This is a genomic window from Natrialba swarupiae, assembly GCF_008245225.1.
GTDB classification, from domain to species: domain Archaea; phylum Halobacteriota; class Halobacteria; order Halobacteriales; family Natrialbaceae; genus Natrarchaeobius; species Natrarchaeobius swarupiae.
The window spans coordinates 1-16,718 of record NZ_VTAW01000014.1 but is presented as its reverse complement, the minus strand read 5'-3'; the positions used below and the strand labels follow the sequence as shown (position 1 = coordinate 16,718).

19 protein-coding genes are annotated in these 16,718 nt (G+C 55.8%); 14 read left to right on the top strand and 5 right to left on the bottom strand.

Annotated elements, in window-relative coordinates; all coding sequences use genetic code 11:
• Nucleotides 1-292: 292 nt before the first annotated feature.
• Nucleotides 293-559, bottom strand: coding sequence for a winged helix-turn-helix domain-containing protein (locus FYC77_RS20715; RefSeq protein WP_238386918.1), 267 nt, complete (start codon nucleotides 557-559; stop codon nucleotides 293-295).
• 495 nt (nucleotides 560-1,054) lie between these two features.
• On the opposite strand from FYC77_RS20715, the gene FYC77_RS20465 reads away from it, so the two are divergent.
• From FYC77_RS20465 to FYC77_RS11805, 9 genes are all read left to right on the top strand, one after another.
• Nucleotides 1,055-1,816, top strand: a complete 762-nt coding sequence (locus tag FYC77_RS20465; RefSeq protein WP_202911822.1) for a hypothetical protein — start codon at nucleotides 1,055-1,057, stop codon at nucleotides 1,814-1,816.
• Entirely contained in the window at nucleotides 1,813-2,544 is a 732-nt protein-coding gene (locus FYC77_RS20460; protein WP_202911821.1) for a hypothetical protein, read from the top strand. The genes FYC77_RS20465 and FYC77_RS20460 overlap by 4 nt, the downstream gene beginning before the upstream one ends.
• A gap of 78 nt (nucleotides 2,545-2,622) precedes the next feature.
• Nucleotides 2,623-3,675, top strand: a complete 1,053-nt coding sequence (locus tag FYC77_RS20710; RefSeq protein WP_238386916.1) for a restriction endonuclease — start codon at nucleotides 2,623-2,625, stop codon at nucleotides 3,673-3,675.
• Nucleotides 3,676-3,796: 121 nt separating this feature from the next.
• On the top strand, nucleotides 3,797-4,669 hold the full coding sequence (locus FYC77_RS11835) for a hypothetical protein (protein ID WP_149081709.1): 873 nt from the start codon (nucleotides 3,797-3,799) through the stop codon (nucleotides 4,667-4,669).
• Nucleotides 4,670-5,038: 369 nt separating this feature from the next.
• On the top strand, nucleotides 5,039-5,365 hold the full coding sequence (locus FYC77_RS11830; RefSeq protein WP_149081708.1) for a hypothetical protein: 327 nt from the start codon (nucleotides 5,039-5,041) through the stop codon (nucleotides 5,363-5,365).
• A gap of 980 nt (nucleotides 5,366-6,345) precedes the next feature.
• A complete protein-coding gene (locus tag FYC77_RS11815) occupies nucleotides 6,346-7,725 on the top strand; it encodes an ATP-binding protein (RefSeq protein WP_149081707.1) in 1,380 nt (459 codons plus the stop codon).
• 178 nt (nucleotides 7,726-7,903) lie between these two features.
• Nucleotides 7,904-9,124, top strand: coding sequence for a Fic family protein (locus tag FYC77_RS11810; RefSeq protein WP_149081706.1), 1,221 nt, complete (start codon nucleotides 7,904-7,906; stop codon nucleotides 9,122-9,124).
• Between the two features lie 273 nt (nucleotides 9,125-9,397).
• Entirely contained in the window at nucleotides 9,398-9,550 is a 153-nt protein-coding gene (locus FYC77_RS21175; RefSeq protein WP_449406746.1) for a DUF7837 family putative zinc-binding protein, read from the top strand.
• A gap of 166 nt (nucleotides 9,551-9,716) precedes the next feature.
• Nucleotides 9,717-9,944 carry a hypothetical protein gene (locus FYC77_RS11805; protein ID WP_149081705.1) on the top strand — a complete coding sequence of 76 codons (228 nt, stop codon included), beginning with the start codon at nucleotides 9,717-9,719 and terminating at the stop codon, nucleotides 9,942-9,944.
• A gap of 269 nt (nucleotides 9,945-10,213) precedes the next feature.
• On the opposite strand, the gene FYC77_RS11800 is transcribed toward FYC77_RS11805, so the two are convergent.
• Nucleotides 10,214-11,107 carry an ABC transporter permease gene (locus tag FYC77_RS11800; RefSeq protein WP_149081704.1) on the bottom strand — a complete coding sequence of 298 codons (894 nt, stop codon included), beginning with the start codon at nucleotides 11,105-11,107 and terminating at the stop codon, nucleotides 10,214-10,216.
• Entirely contained in the window at nucleotides 11,104-12,099 is a 996-nt protein-coding gene (locus tag FYC77_RS11795) for an ABC transporter ATP-binding protein (RefSeq protein ID WP_149081763.1), read from the bottom strand. Before FYC77_RS11795 ends, FYC77_RS11800 begins: the two co-directional genes overlap by 4 nt.
• A 100-nt stretch (nucleotides 12,100-12,199) precedes the next feature.
• On the opposite strand from FYC77_RS11795, the gene FYC77_RS21040 reads away from it, so the two are divergent.
• The 4 genes from FYC77_RS21040 to FYC77_RS11775 all read left to right on the top strand — a co-directional run bounded on the left by FYC77_RS21040 (nucleotide 12,200) and on the right by FYC77_RS11775 (nucleotide 14,202).
• The gene (locus FYC77_RS21040) at nucleotides 12,200-12,592 is read left to right on the top strand and encodes a DUF4870 domain-containing protein (RefSeq protein WP_149081703.1); all 393 of its coding nucleotides are present in this window, start codon (nucleotides 12,200-12,202) and stop codon (nucleotides 12,590-12,592) included.
• A gap of 7 nt (nucleotides 12,593-12,599) precedes the next feature.
• Nucleotides 12,600-13,022 (top strand): hypothetical protein, encoded by a 423-nt coding sequence (locus FYC77_RS11785; protein ID WP_149081702.1) that lies wholly within the window; start codon nucleotides 12,600-12,602, stop codon nucleotides 13,020-13,022.
• Nucleotides 13,023-13,174: 152 nt separating this feature from the next.
• Nucleotides 13,175-13,531 carry a winged helix-turn-helix domain-containing protein gene (locus tag FYC77_RS11780; RefSeq protein WP_149081701.1) on the top strand — a complete coding sequence of 119 codons (357 nt, stop codon included), beginning with the start codon at nucleotides 13,175-13,177 and terminating at the stop codon, nucleotides 13,529-13,531.
• Nucleotides 13,528-14,202, top strand: coding sequence for a DUF7521 family protein (locus FYC77_RS11775; protein WP_149081700.1), 675 nt, complete (start codon nucleotides 13,528-13,530; stop codon nucleotides 14,200-14,202). Before FYC77_RS11780 ends, FYC77_RS11775 begins: the two co-directional genes overlap by 4 nt.
• A 673-nt stretch (nucleotides 14,203-14,875) precedes the next feature.
• Here the strand turns inward: FYC77_RS11775 and FYC77_RS11765 are convergent.
• Nucleotides 14,876-15,127: a helix-turn-helix domain-containing protein gene (locus tag FYC77_RS11765; RefSeq protein ID WP_149081699.1), complete on the bottom strand. Its 252-nt coding sequence runs from the start codon at nucleotides 15,125-15,127 to the stop codon at nucleotides 14,876-14,878.
• Nucleotides 15,128-15,177: 50 nt separating this feature from the next.
• Nucleotides 15,178-15,501: a hypothetical protein gene (locus FYC77_RS11760; RefSeq protein ID WP_149081698.1), complete on the bottom strand. Its 324-nt coding sequence runs from the start codon at nucleotides 15,499-15,501 to the stop codon at nucleotides 15,178-15,180.
• Nucleotides 15,502-15,822: 321 nt separating this feature from the next.
• On the opposite strand from FYC77_RS11760, the gene FYC77_RS11755 reads away from it, so the two are divergent.
• Nucleotides 15,823-16,461 carry a winged helix-turn-helix domain-containing protein gene (locus FYC77_RS11755; protein ID WP_149081697.1) on the top strand — a complete coding sequence of 213 codons (639 nt, stop codon included), beginning with the start codon at nucleotides 15,823-15,825 and terminating at the stop codon, nucleotides 16,459-16,461.
• The last annotated feature ends 257 nt before the right edge of the window (nucleotides 16,462-16,718 follow it).

The following is a 16,718-nucleotide window of genomic DNA, read 5'->3' as shown; positions in this document are numbered from 1 at the left end:
AACTCCCGATTCCATTCATCTAAAGCTCATGGGAGACTGAAATCTCGATAGTCTACAGAGATACAGGCTCTGGATGAATTTAATCCAGGGGTCGCACGTCGCGAAATTCAGTTTCCCGAATATGCACACGAGTATGGCTCAATCGTGTGTATAATCAAAATAGCCGGCCAAGAACGATACTGAGGATGCTGGCCATATCTTTCATCCTGACCGTAGATACGATCATTCCCAGATAGTACGAGATATAGACTCTGTGTTCACCATCCGGGTAACTGCGTTCTGAGTAGATATCTTACTCAGAGTCCTCAGTCGGCTCGAGTTCGCTCGCGTCGAGCTCCTCATTGAGGTAAGCTTCCCCCTCCTCAGTGATTCCATAGAGTCCACGAGAGATCCGTTCTAGCAACCCATATTTAGCAAGCACAGGACATCGATTTCGGGCGTGGCCAGCGCTAGGGCCACCGAGATCTTCGATTGCTGTTGGGGTTAGATTCCCATACTCACGAATAAGTTCAAGGATTTTATCGTCCGACGGGACCATCCACTCGGCTTCTTGGCGCATCTCATTTGTGGAGTTGGAAGCAATAGACATACGAATACTGGTTATGCGTGCTTTCTGGCTACTCGTGCATAATTGCTTGTGTTATAGTGCTATCCACTGACGACTCGTCAGTAAATTATATTAGTAGTCAGTGTCAAGTGGCTGTTGACCTGGCCCTTCTGGACCTGAAAGGTCCAGCGTGCTGGAGACACGCCGGGGTCGGGTCACCCTCTGCACGAGGCTTCCGACCATGCGAAATGAAAGCCCACGGGGCAATGAATATTGCCCACTAGACGATGGTACAGCTGGCCGATCGACTGGCCACGAGAACACCACCAAGAAAACGCACCCGCGTCAGACCGCGGGCGAACGGACGAGAGGTTGTACACCCCAGACTCGCCCATCCATACAGTTCCCCGCAGAAACACCTAAACGCCACGCCGAAACCACCGACGACGAGATCATTGTCGCCGGCGAGGACGCAGTCCTCCTCGAGCCGACCGGAGGTGACCGCGAATGAGCGGGGACACGTGCCTCCGCTGCGGGAAGGAAATGACCAACCGTCGCCTCTGCAACGACTGCCGGACGCCCCCACACGAATCAAACCTCGACCAGACCACCTCGCCCTCGAAATACGTCACCCAAACGGGCGACGGCTACCGCGGGACCTACACCGTCAGCGCCGACCACACAGTCACGATCTCGACGGCAGCCATCGACAGCCAGCACTGGCCTTCCACAACTGTCCACGCCATCACCCACAAGGACGGGGTCGCGATCGTCCCGCCGTCCGAGACCACCGATCCACTCGCCGAGTATACGCTGTGTACACGATACGATGGCGCTCGTATCGCGGCTGGCCCCGACGTCACCGACGAACTCGAGGTCGATCCAAACGACGAGGTGCGCGTCTACGACCTCGCGACCATCGACGACCGGGATGGGCTCCTGCTCGTCGACGCCGACGACGACCCTCGACTCGCGACCGACGGCGGCCACGATACTGCCCCCGACTCCGACCACGATCTCGAGCTTGTCCTCGAGTATACGACGATCAACAACCGACGGCGTCGAATCACGATCGTCCCAGATACCGGCGGCGAAGCCTGGCGAATTACCCACGAAATCCGCAAGGGTGAGTGGCGTGAAACCGGTCGGGAGCCGATTTCGGAGCTCACGATACACCTCGATAACGCCGACGCCGACCGCCCAGCCGAACTCACCAAACGACCCCACACCGTCGACGAACTCCTGAAACAGCGGGGTGAGACGCAATGAGCGACGACCTGCAGGAGTTCATCACCGCCCTCGAGGAGATCGACACCGACATCCACCAGCTGATCGAGGAGCTGTCGACCACCACCGACATTGCGACCTCTCGCCAGGCGGACGCACTCCAGCAACTGCACAACGCTCGCTCAGCGCTCAACCCGGTGCTTTTCGCGCTCCGACACCAGCAGGCAGCCTCTGCCACGAGGGAGTCCGACGCGATCACACTCCAGTGGGATCCTGATGGGACACCGCCTCGCCGCCTCGTCTTCGAACCCAAGAGCGAAGACGGGGAGTGGAGCTATCGGAAACTCGAGTGGGAGGGGACAGGCTGGCGACCGTGCGGTCGCTCTACCGTCGAAGACGTCGCAATCCGTGCCCCAACTGAAGCCCAGGCCCCTACCCCAACCGATCCTCCGGCGCTCAAGGCACTCCTCGAACAACTCCGGGGACAGTGGCACCGATCTGACCCGCCGGCACTCGTCTTCGATGCGACTGCCACAACCGAACAGGGGGTCGTCGTCGCCGTCGACGATGAACTCCGCTATCGAGAGTTAGACGCCGATGACTGGCAGGCAGTCACAAGAGACGGCCTGTACCATCACATCCAGCAGCAGGGCCAACCCACGCTGACGACCCTCGCTGAAACACCGCTTACCCGGAAGCACTTCACCACGAGCCCGATTGGCACTCTCGAGTCAAATTTGGAGCCGGACTCGGACTCACAGTCACCATGAGCTGCCAGTCTACGGTCACGACGCCGACCACAGCCGAATCGACGATCGACTACACCGCCACCACCCACCGCCAGATCCATGACAACTGACGAGACGCCTATCCCGAACGAGTACTACGAACAGCTGATCCCGCTCATCAGAGCCGTCGAATCGCTTCGCGAATCAACCGCCTTCGAGCACGACCTCTCGGCAGAGGAGCGACACACCGTCCGCCGCCTGCTCCATACGACCAAACGCCCGCTTGAAGAAGCCCGGGAAATCCTTCCCGGCCCAGAGCCAGGTGCCGAAACCAACTACCAGCGCGAACCCGACGAGTTCGACGACTACGAGGACGCCCTCACCCAGATTGAACGCCGGCTCGGTCGTCTCCTGCAGTGTGCGCGGAACGAACACCCCGACGAGTACCGCTACAGTGACTCCCCCGAAGACAAGTTCGAAACCGCCCTCGAGAGCATCACGGCAGTCCGAGATCTGCTGCCGGACGTCGACGACGAGAGCGAGGTCACGACCGACTTCGACGACATCAGAACCGACGCCGGCTACGACCACGTCGACGGACGGGGCCACGGTGATGGCCGCTGGCTCGAGTACCAGCTCCAGCGGGCGCTCCGGCGCTGGGGCTACCGCGCCGAAACCCGCCAGACGCTCTTCAGCCTCGAGATCGACGTCGTCGCCCTTCGCGAGGAGAAACAGCAGGAACCGACCGACTGGATCGTCGCCCAGTGCAAGGACTGGCAGAGCGGCACCATCACGCCGGGGACGATCTTCAGACTCTGTACGGTCGCCTTCGCCTGCCGAGCCATGCCTGTCCTCTGCCATACGACCGAGCTGACCACTCGCGCCGAGGAACTCGCCCGCCAGCTCGAGGTCCGCGTCCTCGAACTCGAAGACCTCGAGCGAGGGGAACTCCCCGCTCCAAAAGTCGCCAAACCCGCCGCAGACCTCCACGAGTGGGATCTCCAGTACCGTGTCCGAGAAAACCGCGGCGACTTCCCGTGGTTGCTCCGACGGGAACCGGGCAAGCACTTCAGCTACGTCCCCGGGTTCGAACCCGTCGGCAAGGACTGCGAGTACGAGCCGATCGATGACGACGATATCGAAGACGACACCCACCCGGCTGCCGGCCACTGAGAACAGCAGAGGTACGTCACGAGCCCGGTAGCCATCGTTGACCCGGGCTCGGGCCCCTGTCCCAGAACCCTACAGCAGCGATTGCTCACCAGCTTCCTGTCCGATTCCCACACCGAGACCGATGACTTCATCCGCTACCACACCGAGCGAACAGCTTCCAGACCCCCTCGCCGATCGCCTCGAAGCCCTCGAACAGCGGATCGGCGACCTCGAGCAAGCGGTAGAGCGCAAAGACGAGCGTATCGCAGATCTCGAGACCCAACTCGACCGGAAAGACGAACGCATTGCCGATCTCGAGCGCCGACTCGACCAGCACGACGAACACCTCGACGAGACCGAGAAAGCGTGTGAGCGCCTCGAGAGAGCGACTGCAGCAGCGCTGAACAAGGCGAGCGCGAACAAGGAGCGGGTGACGGAACTGCAATCCCGCGAACTCGAGAAAGGTGCCCACCTGCGTGAAGAGACCGTCGACGAACACGACGTCGAGGTTCCCGATGGCCGCCTCGAGCGGCTCACCAAGGACGATGGTGAGACGTACTTCCGACTTCCTGAGAGTGCGGACCCGCTCGACCGGGGAAACGTCTCGCTCGCCTACGGTGACTTGCTGCCGATTCAGCAACTCGCCAGGATGCACGACGAGATGCGCCGTGCAGCTGCGAATACGGTGCCGACACGATTGGCGGCGAAGCTCTGGCAGGCACGGGTCGACGACAGTGTCGGTGACAACCCCTGGGAGAACGGCTGCCGAGAGATCGCCGAGTACGTCAAGGCGAGTGATCTCAAGCATTGGATTCGTCGGCAAGAAACCGGTATCAGCGAGAGTTACGCGAAGAAATTGGTCTCGCGGGTAATCGACGCCATGCTGGATCTTTCGAAGCACCGCCTCGCTGTTCGGAAGCGAACGGAGCGCAAGAACGGCCTCAAGTACACCGAGCGACGGTTGATCCTTCCTGCAGATGCTGAGATTCCTGGCGAAACGGGGGGTGATGCATAGAAGCCGGTGACAGCTGGTGTCCTCGGATGACCGGGGACAGTGGTGGAGATGTGACCTCGAGAGGGACTTCGTAACTCTCTCAGAAACCTAACTCACAGGACGTACGCGGGTGTATGCGGGTTGGTTACCGGTAGGTGTGTTCCTCGAGTGGTTGTCGGTGGTCAGACTATCGGACAGAAATCGAAGGATGTTCTGAAGACAACAACTGTCACTGGAGACCACAATCGGTCACTCAGCTCCTGGTCACGCTCTTTCCAGAATCTCTGACCCCATCAACTCCTTCTGTGAGTAATGGACCTAAATGCTACTGAAAATCAGAACGGTTAATGTCCTTGTCACGATGTAGCGCGCAGTAGGAGCCAAGGGGAAATGGTCCGAACTATCGACATTCTCGACCTCGAAACGGAGGAACACGTCGCCACCGTCGCTGAAGACGGAACGATCGAGACGTTCGACTCAACTGGCGTGGTCGAGGAGGATCTTCTGAAATTGCTTGATGATAGCCGAGCCGTTCCATATCGTGATGCAGCACCGGAAGTCATCGATGGGGAAGAGGTCATTGTTGAGAAGCTACACTGGATCGAACCGGGCGAACAGGGATATCTCATGGTCTGGACGGAAATTCTTCCCTATCCGTATGGAGTTGACTGGGATGCTGTCGACACCGAGGCATTTGAGCAACCAAACCCGGAGTAGTGCATTTCCGACGACGCTGCGTCTGGTCTGTCCCGTCTTCCCCGTCGTGTGAACCGCCTCGGGGTCAAGCCCCGAGGCAGCCGGCCTACTCCGCCTGTAGATTCGTAAGCAGGCCGCTTCAAGTCTTGTCCTCGGTGTGGGTGTTGCCTGATTCCCATCCGAAACGTCCAGTTTGACCGAACGTTCCAGCGAGAATGTAAGTACCACGGAATTGATCGAGAACTGAAACCGGAGTGATGAGCTACCACGATACGACTATAACTAATCGGAAAATTCTTCTCTATGTTTCTGATGAAATTCTTCGATTGTATCACAGTCGTGCTCGTCTAGACGAGTAATGTATCCGCCAAACCGATAACGACGCCAACACTTCTGTCCATCAATATACACGGGATTTCCGTGAGTCTCGCTTGCTGGCTTTGTCCTGTCACGTGATCCGTGTTTTGTAACAGCCTTCTTATCGCATGCTTCGCAGACGAGGTTTGCATAATTCTGAGCAAACTCTGGATCGTATTCTTCGAACGGCTCTCGGCAAATAGCGCAGACGTCTTGCGACTCTCCCGGTGGAAACGTGACCATGGCTGAAAATGATAATATTATCTCAAGTAGTTCATGGCTGTTCCCTGTCTTTCGTTTCACCGTCACTGATTGTTCTGGACACTAACCTTGTGAACGGTCACGGGCGCGGTGGCCCGTGACTTCCCGTGGATTAGTCGGACACTCCCGCAACACCAACGGCAAGTGGCCTTGAGCGGTGCCGTGGGTCACGGTCGGCTGGTTCACACACCCCGATGCCTGCTGTCTCATCTTCCGCACTTGGGGAGAGCAGACACATCCATTTACACTTCGCAAAGGGAGAGGAGGCTGAGTCTCTTCTGTTCCGACGTGGTCGACTCTCCTCTAAGGAAAGGAAAACAGATTTCCGAAATTGCGATTTCCGAAATCGTGAGTTCTATTGAGAAGCAGGTTCGATCAGGTGTATGGAGCAATTCGTTGATCGGGAGGTCGAACTCGATCAACTCACGGACTGCTACGAGTCCGAGACGGCAGATTTCGTCGTGATCTACGGACGCCGCCGTCTGGGGAAGAGTGAACTGGTCCGTCAGTCCATCGCTGATCGGGACGACGCCGTCTACTACCAAGCAGTCGAGTCTACCGCACAAAACCAGCTCGAGCAGTTCGTGGACACAGCGACTGCACAATTCCCTTCACTGCGAAACGTTCGCCGGGACTGGGAAGCACTCCTCGAGGCACTTGGTGACCAAGACGCTGTTGTCGTCATTGACGAGTTCCCGTTCCTCATCGACCAGGATGAGTCGCTCCCCTCCCGGCTACAACGGGTCTGGGATATGGAGTTACAGGAGACTGGAATGACCCTCGTGCTCGTCGGGTCCTCGATTAGCGTCATGGAAGAGAAGGTACTCTCGGGGAGTGCGCCGTTATATGGGCGACGAACGGAAACGATCGACCTCAAACCACTCTCCGTCGCTGACGCACGCCAGTTCTTCCCGGGGTACGACCCTGAAACCGCTATCACCGCGTGGTCGATATACGGTGGGACACCGTACTATCTCCAGACAATCGATACTGACCAAGAGTTAGAGCAGAACGTCCAGCAGTCGATCCTCTCGGAACGAGGACTCTTGTACTCCGAGCCAGAGTTCCTTCTCCGAACCGAACTCCGACAGCCAAACACCTACTTCAGCATTCTCCGCGCACTCGCCCATGGCCGCCGAACTCCAAACGAAATCGCAGGTATGGCCGGCGTGGAGTCGAGCTCACTAAGCACGTACCTTCAGAAGCTTCGCCGGCTCCGCCTCGTCGAGCGACACATTCCCGTAACTGAATCGCCGACCTCGTCGAAACGTGGCCGGTATCGAATTGCTGCACCGCTGTTCCGGTTCTGGTTCCGATTCGTCTACGGCAATCAGGATCAGCTTCGGATGCTCGGTGAGAACGCATATGAAGAGCTTGTCGAGCCAGAACTCGCGGATTACGTGAGTTCGCTGTTCGAACGGCTCTGCCAGCGAGCACTCCCAACTCTCGTCGACCGACAGTTCCGAGACGTCGGACAGTGGTGGTTCAAGGAACACGAACTGGACGTCCTCGGCTTGACAGCGGAGGGACTTGTCGCTGGAGAGTGTAAGTTCACCTCCACCCCCGTCAGTGAAGGCGTCCTGTCCGACCTCAAACGGACAGCAGCCGAAGTGCAGTGGTCAAACCGACCCGCTGACGGGGAGCCGCTGTACGTACTGTTCAGCCGTTCGGGATACACTGATGATCTCAACCACGTCGCTGAAACGCGGGATGACGTTCGTCTCTTCGACCTGTCCGACCTGGTCACCACTGAGCGACCGTAGCGCCTGATTCAGCGATTCCGCTTCCAGAGTTTGTTTCCGTGCTGTATTAGCTAGACAGATCGACTCGAGTTTGAACACACTGGCCTTAGCAAACCGTTTCCGGAATCACTTTGACTAGAGTAGTCTTGTGAAAGCGATCCCCGAATCTATTTAGCAACGCTGTCGAAATCAATGTACAATGAAACGGGGGTACGATCTGCCGACAGACGCTCCCGGCGTTTACATGCCGGTGCGGACTGATCGGGGCGTTCCCTTCGGGAAATTCTATCGCCCCGACGATCTCCCCCCGGAGCTCACGCTCTCGGACGAAACGATACAGCTCGCCGAGCGAGCGATGCATGCGCTCGGACGATTGGATGGGTTCAGAGGGCAGGTTCAGGAAGCGGATACCGTTTTCAAACCCCTGCTCTACAAAGAAGCCGAACAGTCCTCGCAGATCGAAGGAACGCAGGTGACGACGACCGACATGTATCGGGCGACTGCCGGTGGTGACGTGTCTGCACGCAGCCGAGACGTACAAGAAGCGATGAACTACGTCGAAGCACTGCAATCGGTGAGCGAGCGATTGCTCGAGAGCGGGCGCTCGAGGGAGAACATCACTCTCGATCTGCTGTTGGAACTCCATCGAACCGTCATGGAAACCGGCCAGAGTGATGAGGACGATCCGTTGCCCGGAGAGTTTCGCCCCGATTACGCGTGGATCGAGGAGTCGACCGAACCGTGGCAGCAGTCGATTCGCTTCGTCCCACCGAAAGCCGAGATGGTCGAGTCGATGATGGAGGCACTGCTTGCTTACGTGCAGACGCCGTCTCGGTTCCCGGACATCGTCGACATAGCGCTCGTTCACTATCAGATCGAGACGATTCATCCGTTCAAAGACGGGAACGGGCGAGTCGGACGATTGCTCGCGATTCTCATGCTCGTTGCCTCCGATGCGCTCACGAAGCCGCTGTTCTATATGAGTTCGTACATCAAAGCAAACCGGGAGGAGTACACCGATCGACTACTGGCGGTCAGTGAAGAAGGAGCGTGGGAGGAGTGGATCCAGTTTTTCGTTTCGGGAATGTGTGATCAGGCCGAGGAGGTACTCGGTCGGGCCAAACTCCTGCTCGATCAGTACGAGGCGTATCAGGAGGCGTACAAATCCGCACCGGAGTCGGTGCAGCGACTCATCGGGGTGCTATTCGAACAGCCGTATCTCACAGTTCCGATGGCTGCAGAACGAATCGATATGTCGTACCCGGCTGCAAACACGGCTGTCGACAGGCTCGTCGACGGCGACGTGCTAATTCAGGTCGAGGAAAGAGAACGAAACCGTGAGTTCGTCGCCACGGATGTTATGGCAATCGTCGAACGGGACGCTGCTGAGCTACCGTCACCAGCTGAAGTACTACAGTAACGCTGCCCTTACCAGTGGCAATCGTGACAGTAGGTCTTGCAGCGTCCGCTGTCGTGACGGTCTTTCGATCGCCCGACGAGGCACTGGCGACGGCTAACCCGCCATATGCCAAGAGTACGGCCCCTCGCGTTCTGATACCGGTGGTTTCAGTTCCACTGCGGTTGGGTTGCTTATATGTTGCTCTGGGTTCAATACTGATTGTAGAGGGGCGGACACACCATACCCTGTCGCAGTCACACGCGCTCCCCCCTTTCACACCACTTTCAGTAACTCATGTCCACGGCGAACCCACCATCTCTCGGTACATGCCCGTTCTGCCATGCTGAGATCGCGACGATCGACGTGATCCTCGAGTACGAAACAGAAACGGGACCGGCAGTATACGCCGAGTGTCCGGAGTGCCGAGACGTCGTGAACCCACAATAACCGCGATTCTATGCTATTTGACGATATGAATCGGTTGCTGGCCCGGACATCCCAGACAGAAGTCGTCTACGAGTGCCGGCGCTGCGGAACCACTGTCGATAGTGATACCGAGACCTGTCCCGCCTGTGAATCAGAGGCGATCGTCGAGCACCGGATCTCCTGACACATGCCAGCAGAATACGACCGAATTCTGGACGTTGTGGCGGAGAACCCGGGAGCCACCATCGAGGATATCACGGACCTAGCACATGATCGCGGCATCACCGACACGGGTATCTCAGAGCTGCTCTCAAAAGCGGAGAGCGACAACGATCTGCTCGAGTTTGACGGACGGTACTGGGTAATGCGGACAGGCAAGTATCGGTTCCATCGCTACGATCACCCGGAAACCTGACTCTTTTCTCTTTCAGGTCTGTGCACCTCCCCAGTCTTAGTCCATCGCAAGCTCCGACTCGATTGTCTGTGTGACCGCTGTTTCGAGATCTACTGGTTGCGGCGTCTCAACAAATGTCTGGGAAGAAATATGGTGAACTTTGTCATGATGAATACAGAGAGTGAAGTCAGCAGTTGGCTATCATTTACTTCACAATATTCAGAATGAATGAATTGGCCAGTGGAACTGTGGACTGGTCGGGAGAGGGTAAATGAAGAGTGTCAGGTATGTTATGCGAGATCCGCGGATCGGAACAACCGATTGCCTACCCCGAGTGCGAGCGCGATCCACGCACAGAGCACAACGGCTGCAAACCATCCTTCCAGATAGAACGGCAACTCGCCTGCAACTCGATTCGACAGCAGCAATGTTCCTTCTTGCTCGAATTCCTCTGCCGGAATCTGCTCGACTGGCCACGAGAACAGCGCCGGTACGTGCGTATCTAGAATCGCCGACACCAGGTCTGTGAAGGCGAAGGCAGGTGAGAGACGCCGCAACAGGAAGTACCATGCTGGCGCTTGGTACCCTACGAGGCTGCCTTCGATCAGGTAGTGAATGCCGGCAACCAGTGGTTCCCAGATCACCGCGAACAGGAAGTAGGCTCCGATAGCACCGGCCATCGCTCGTCCTCGGCTCTCAGTCGATGCTGAGATACCGACAGCAATCCCGACGAACGTCACTGCAAACAACGTCGTTGCACCTGCCACAAGCACGAGATTGACGACTGCGACGGAGTCGAGTAGGAGGACACTAAGTGCAGTGACAGCCACGAAACTCCCGATCACGGCTGCGGCAATAACCCCGGCTCGCCCGATAAATTTCCCAATAAGGATCTCTCGTCGGCTATGTGGGAGGCCGTGAAGGATACGAATACTCCCCGACTGCCGCTCGCCGACCAATGCCATATATCCGACGATGAGCGCCAGAATTGGGAAGATCAGTTGACCGCCAATGCCAGCAAAAAACTCGATGAATTCCGTTCCGGTGGGACTTTCCGAAGCTGCTAGGTGCACGATCATCATCAAGAGCACCATGAACCCGACCCCGAGTCCAAGGATACTCCATAACATTCGGGAACGACGTACATCTCGAAACTCCTTATTGACGACCAGTCGGAGGCTCATTCTGCTCCCTCCTCAATTGTCTGCTGGGCAGGGCTGGTCCCAGAGTTATCTGACGGCGAATTGCTCCCAGACGAATCACTACTTGGGATCGTCTCGCTGGTTGTGTACGCTTCGAAGAGATCTGCGAGTGACGGTTCCTCCGTGCGGATATCGAGGAGCGTCGAGCCAGCACCGGCGGCGCGAATGACGGCGGTTCCCTTCGCTTTGGGAGCTACACACGCGATATCCACGACCGGCTCCTCGATTTCAGCGGTGACGACGCCCGGAATGGATGTGAAATCGACATCTGGAACAGGATCGAGCGTCAGTTTAAGTCGGTCGGTCGCATTCGCGGTCTCACGGAGCCCTGCAATCGTATCCACTGCGACTAACTGGCCGTCACGCATGATGCCGACCCGATCACAGACGGCTTCTACGTGTCCCAGCACGTGCGAAGAGAAGAACACGGTTGTCCCAGCCGCTTGCTCTTCACGAACGATTTCCTGGAGCCGGCGGACACCCGTCGGATCGAGACCCGACGACGGTTCGTCAAGCAAGAGAAGGTCCGGATCGCCTGCAAGCGCCATCGCCAGCGCAAGCCGCTGTTTCATTCCTTTCGAGTACTCCCCGACACGTCGCTGTCCATCCTCGTAATCGAGGCCGACGCGATCAAGTAACGCCGCTGGATCATCAGTACCGTCTTTCGAGTCGATAGCGAACTGGAGATGTTCGAGACCGGTGAGTCGAGGATACAGATCGTATCCCTCAGGGAGGATTCCGATCTGCTCGCGGACAGCCATCAGCTCCTCCGTCGCATCGTGGCCAAGGACGGATGCACTACCCTCACTGGGGTGGGCAAAACCCAGTAACTGATTGATCGTCGTCGATTTCCCGGCACCATTTGGCCCGAGAAAACCGAAGACCTCCCCTTTCTCAACAACCAAATTAACGGAGTCAATGGCGGTGTGCTCCCCATACCGTTTCGTTAGACCGGTAATCTCAATTCCTGCCATCACTGGCTCAACGAGGGGTGAGTGAATAGTCACCCAATCAGGACTTCTGAACGAGAAGGTGGAACTCCCCGTTCATTATACCAAGAGATGACACTCAACTATGGCTCGTACCCTTTCGGCCACTGATGGATCGCCACCGGACGCTAATCGAACAACAATCGCTGGGATTCTGGTCCACGTCTTGGGGATGTTCTTCGGGTTCGTCGGACCAGGACTCGTCTATCTGGTTTCGACTGCGTCCTTCACGCGCGCGAACGCTCAAAACGCCGTGAATTGGCACGTATTCGCTTTCGGAATGGGCCTCGTGGCGGTTGTGCTAGCGTTTGGACTCGGAGCCATCTCCGATGTTTTCGTAATTATTGGTGCTGCAATCGGCGTTACAGTAGCGTTTCTCAATATCATCTTCTGTCTCTGGGCGACAGTCAAAGCAATCCGTGGCGATGAATGGGAGTATCCGCTTGCTCCTACGGTCATCAACTCCCCAATCCAGTAGTACCATCATGAGTGAGACGTTGAAGTTCCTAAGTAGCGGTTCTGCCCGCCGGAACTTGATCGTGGGATACGCTATTATGGCCCCGATGTTCTTCAGCACCGTCGTCTGGTCAGCAGTCGTCGGGACACCCAGTTCAGATTTCGGCTTCGGAATCCTTTTTTCGTCGGTGCTGATGCTTCTACTGACGTCGATAGTCACCTTCGGGATACTGTATAAGGAGATTACGTCGATCAGAAGTGCGGAGATTCCGTGGAAACCGAGTTTGAGTCTGTATCTCGGCACACCGATCGGAGGTGGGCTGATGACGTATTTGATAGCAACGTATCAGTTCGGATCTGTCAACCCAGGTGGTGATGCCGTGTATGGATACACTGCGTTTCTCTGGGTGATCACGATCGTTTATATTTACCAGAAGCATCAGTTGATGTGAGTCCTGTGTATCGTTTCAGTAGAACTGTTACTTCTATTGCTGTCAGGAGTGGTTCGTCTCTGTGGTGGATACTGATACGGAAGCCACGGCTTCTGAGCCAGAACCTCGGGACCGAGGTATTTTCCGACACCGAAACAACACTAACTCGAAGGATGGCAGAGGATAGAGATGGCATGACCGCCGAAACGGTCGGCGAGTTATTAGAGGACGAGTATACCCGTTCGATCCTTGCAGAAACAAGTACACAGCCACTGTCGGCTGCAGAATTGGTTGACCGGTGTAACGCATCCTCGCCAACAGTCTATCGCCGTGTTGAACGTCTCCAAGAGCATAATCTGCTTGAATCTGAACAGAAATTAGATCCAGACGGCCATCACCATCGTCTATTCTCTGCCAGGCTCGAACGGCTAACGATCGAACTGACGGATGGTAGCTATGAGGTATCAGTTGATCGTACTGATGAGGACGCGATTGAACGCTTCACTAACCTCTACGAGGGACTCCGATGAATGGGTCAGAACTCACCGTAGAAGGCGGCTCGCTCGCGGCGGGACTACTCGCAATGAGTCTTGCAATGGCGACGATCATTATTGGGATTTGGGTCACATATGTTGCGTCCCAGGGATATCGACAATCGGGTGACCGGCCAGCACTGTTCCTGGCGGCCGGCATCGCATTGGCGTTTGCGGTGCATACGTTCGCGAGGATTGTCTTCCCAACGGCGGGTGCAGTGTCTCCCCTCACGGATACTGCTGCAGTTACGATTCAAATCGTCGGATTAGGATTTATCCTCTACGCGGTCTATGGACGACCTGAACACGCAGATGTCCGCATCCTGGGAGCAGTAATGCTTGGAGGGATTTTTGTATTCCTTACACCAATCATTGCCGTCGAAAGAACGGTTGTGGATCCGACAACCGCAGAAGACGGAGTTAACGGACTCGCAGCAGTCATCGGCGGGTTCGTCGCTACACAGGCATATCGAGGCTACCGACGATACAACAGCCGTCCAATGTTGCTGCTTGCTGCCGGAGTACTACTGTTGACTGTCGGATCCTTTGTCGGGGCTATCATGGTTGATACGTTCTCGGAGGCATCCGATGCAGGGGTGTTGGCCGTGGTGGGGGTTACCGAACTCACAGGCCTCGTCTTGATCCTCCGGTCGCTAACTCGGGACTAACAAGAAGGGTATACTGTCTCCTGTGCTGAACCTATGCTCTATAGTCAGCAGGCGAATTTAGTCATAATTCGGACATATCGATAGTCGCTTCGGTAACTCTTGGTCTGTATTCATCATGGCCTGTCCCACCAGTTACCGGACAGTACGCTGTTTTACTGGAAAGGCAAGAACAGAGGTAGCCTCGGAAATACCGTCGATATATTCCGGTGGCACCAACTCCAACGACTTACAGGGAGGAAGTGGTATCGAGATCAGTTCTCAACTGCTGTTGCGTCTGAAGCCCTGTATGGAACCGCTGAACGATCTTTGACTGATGCTCCGGACACGCCATCGGGATGAGAACCCCATCCTGGACCTGATCATGGGGTGTGACGAATTGTACGGCGCGAGACGGCAACCGGGACACGATACTCCGCCGGCTGGTCGATGATGCAGGAGATCGGCTGTGTCCCCGGACGCTAATCCACAGACTGACGAGAACTGCTTGAGGTGTCTATCACAGCTGAGGACAGGGATCGTCAGCTGATCCAGGAGGAGAAACGCTACGTCTTGCTGCCCGTCAGACTGGACGGCAGACTTGCACGCCTCACATCCGATCGCCGACAGCGGCTGGTGAACATCTGGTGCTGCCATCATGCATCCGCATGCCGGCACACAGGTAAGTCATGGGGTGTTACACCACGCTGCAACCGTTGGTGGGCACAACTTCCTCGAGTCCAGAAGAGCGCTCCGACAGGTGACCAGATGGTTGTGCGATATTGGCCTGTCTCTTCTCGACGAAGTCTTTGTCAACCAGTGTGTCGAGATTCGGGTAGAGCTGGCCGTGATGGAGCACTGTCTCGTAGTAGTCCTTGGGGACCGTTTCGCGGACGACGTTCGGATCCTCGACGAGTCGGTTCTGGTTGCTCGTTCTTTCCCCTGCCACTTATGCCCAGTTACGGAGGAAACGTAGAGTGGGTGTCGTCCCAGTCGAATTCATTCGTCCGGGTTGACCGGTCCTTTGTACTTCGAGGTCACCGTGTCTCCTTCTCTCCACTGCCAGTAGTAGTAGCGATTGTCGTTGATCTCTTTGATCGTGATCGTGGCCTTCATCGGGACGTCCTCCGGAAGATCGTCTGGTCGGTCGTCAATGTCGTCCTCAGCAGACTCTTCCTCGAGACGGGCTTCGCGCACCTTGTATTCGGCCAACGCTTCGGCGTAGCGGGCAATGTCCTGGAGCCGGTCCGGGGAGGACTCGTTGAGGCTGTTGACGAACTCCGTAGAGAGGTCAGCCGGTGGGGTTGGTGGTTCGTAGGGCATCAGCGATCCTCCTGTTAACCAACACATGTCCTTGATGCAAAGTTTTGTTGGTTAAGTTGGGCAGAAACGATACCTGTAACACTACTCGAAACTGGTCTATTTGAGAACTGATGCTATGAGAGTCTGCTAGGTCCCCAGAGTGTATGGAGAATGAATAGAGTGGTGAAAAGGCCGTCAACTAGGCGGTGCCCGGGTATAGTTGTCGTCGCGGAAGAGGGTGATAGTATAGATATCTAACAACTAATTAGTCATTAGATACCTCATCGCAATCCGAAAATCTAACAACTAATTAGTTGTTATCTCGTTGTAAGCCATCACCGTATGGAATTGAATGCGACAGATCGTCAGGTCCTTGCAAAACTTCGAGAAGGGCGATGTACACCACGTTATTTAGCTGACGAACTTTCTCGAGATAAATCGTACATCAGCCAGCGGTTGAAACGTCTTCGCGAGGAAGAGTATGTTGTTCGTATCCATCGAGGCCTGTACAAACATGCCAGGATCGAAGAGAGGACGATATCTGCAGCCAAAAAGGCCGAGTCCCTAGACAAACAAGAGTTACTTACTGCATCCGAGGCGCTAGCTTCTCCTGATCGTCAACCCCAACAGGAGATCCCAGCTGAGTTCGCAGTGCAGATCGAATTTAAAACTCCAGATATTAAAACGGCAGCTTCACAAATCAATCAGTCAGGCACTGCTGAAGAACAGGAGGTGTTGGAGTCGGTTTTCCATAATCTCCTCTGGTCGCTCCTGCAAGATGGCAGTCTGTCGAATAAAGAACTTCGTGATGCAGGAACCCGTATTGGCGAACACCTTTCCGATACTGATTTTCGAGATATCCAGCAGTACACTACTGCAATCAAACAGCAGCTAACTACCCATCCCAACATCGAACTCCAAATTGTCAATGGTTCCAGAGTTATAACATATTCTGATGAATCGATCGTCATTCATATCTGATTGAATCAGTCATTTAATCTCTTTGAAGTCAATACCATCCCCGGTACGGTAGTAGTGTACCCTTGGACCATAGGGAGTATCCGTCAATTGAGTATCATCCCATGACTTACCTTCCAGCTTTGAAGAAACAAGTATACCAACACCCGGTGAAACTTCATCGAAAAATTCGTCTATAAAACGATAGCCCGTTGCACGGTTTCGAAATTAGCTCCGACCTATCACAGTGTGGTCACTACTATCAGGAATAGTCACTTTAA

Coding starts and splice junctions, on each gene's coding strand:
- FYC77_RS20715 (WP_238386918.1), bottom strand. CDS start 559: ATGCGCCAAGAAGCCGAGTGGATGGTCCCGTCGGACGATAAAATCCTT.
- FYC77_RS20465 (WP_202911822.1), top strand. CDS start 1,055: ATGAGCGGGGACACGTGCCTCCGCTGCGGGAAGGAAATGACCAACCGT.
- FYC77_RS20460 (WP_202911821.1), top strand. CDS start 1,813: ATGAGCGACGACCTGCAGGAGTTCATCACCGCCCTCGAGGAGATCGAC.
- FYC77_RS20710 (WP_238386916.1), top strand. CDS start 2,623: ATGACAACTGACGAGACGCCTATCCCGAACGAGTACTACGAACAGCTG.
- FYC77_RS11835 (WP_149081709.1), top strand. CDS start 3,797: ATGACTTCATCCGCTACCACACCGAGCGAACAGCTTCCAGACCCCCTC.
- FYC77_RS11830 (WP_149081708.1), top strand. CDS start 5,039: ATGGTCCGAACTATCGACATTCTCGACCTCGAAACGGAGGAACACGTC.
- FYC77_RS11815 (WP_149081707.1), top strand. CDS start 6,346: ATGGAGCAATTCGTTGATCGGGAGGTCGAACTCGATCAACTCACGGAC.
- FYC77_RS11810 (WP_149081706.1), top strand. CDS start 7,904: ATGAAACGGGGGTACGATCTGCCGACAGACGCTCCCGGCGTTTACATG.
- FYC77_RS21175 (WP_449406746.1), top strand. CDS start 9,398: ATGTCCACGGCGAACCCACCATCTCTCGGTACATGCCCGTTCTGCCAT.
- FYC77_RS11805 (WP_149081705.1), top strand. CDS start 9,717: ATGCCAGCAGAATACGACCGAATTCTGGACGTTGTGGCGGAGAACCCG.
- FYC77_RS11800 (WP_149081704.1), bottom strand. CDS start 11,107: ATGAGCCTCCGACTGGTCGTCAATAAGGAGTTTCGAGATGTACGTCGT.
- FYC77_RS11795 (WP_149081763.1), bottom strand. CDS start 12,099: ATGGCAGGAATTGAGATTACCGGTCTAACGAAACGGTATGGGGAGCAC.
- FYC77_RS21040 (WP_149081703.1), top strand. CDS start 12,200: ATGGCTCGTACCCTTTCGGCCACTGATGGATCGCCACCGGACGCTAAT.
- FYC77_RS11785 (WP_149081702.1), top strand. CDS start 12,600: ATGAGTGAGACGTTGAAGTTCCTAAGTAGCGGTTCTGCCCGCCGGAAC.
- FYC77_RS11780 (WP_149081701.1), top strand. CDS start 13,175: ATGGCAGAGGATAGAGATGGCATGACCGCCGAAACGGTCGGCGAGTTA.
- FYC77_RS11775 (WP_149081700.1), top strand. CDS start 13,528: ATGAATGGGTCAGAACTCACCGTAGAAGGCGGCTCGCTCGCGGCGGGA.
- FYC77_RS11760 (WP_149081698.1), bottom strand. CDS start 15,501: ATGCCCTACGAACCACCAACCCCACCGGCTGACCTCTCTACGGAGTTC.
- FYC77_RS11755 (WP_149081697.1), top strand. CDS start 15,823: ATGGAATTGAATGCGACAGATCGTCAGGTCCTTGCAAAACTTCGAGAA.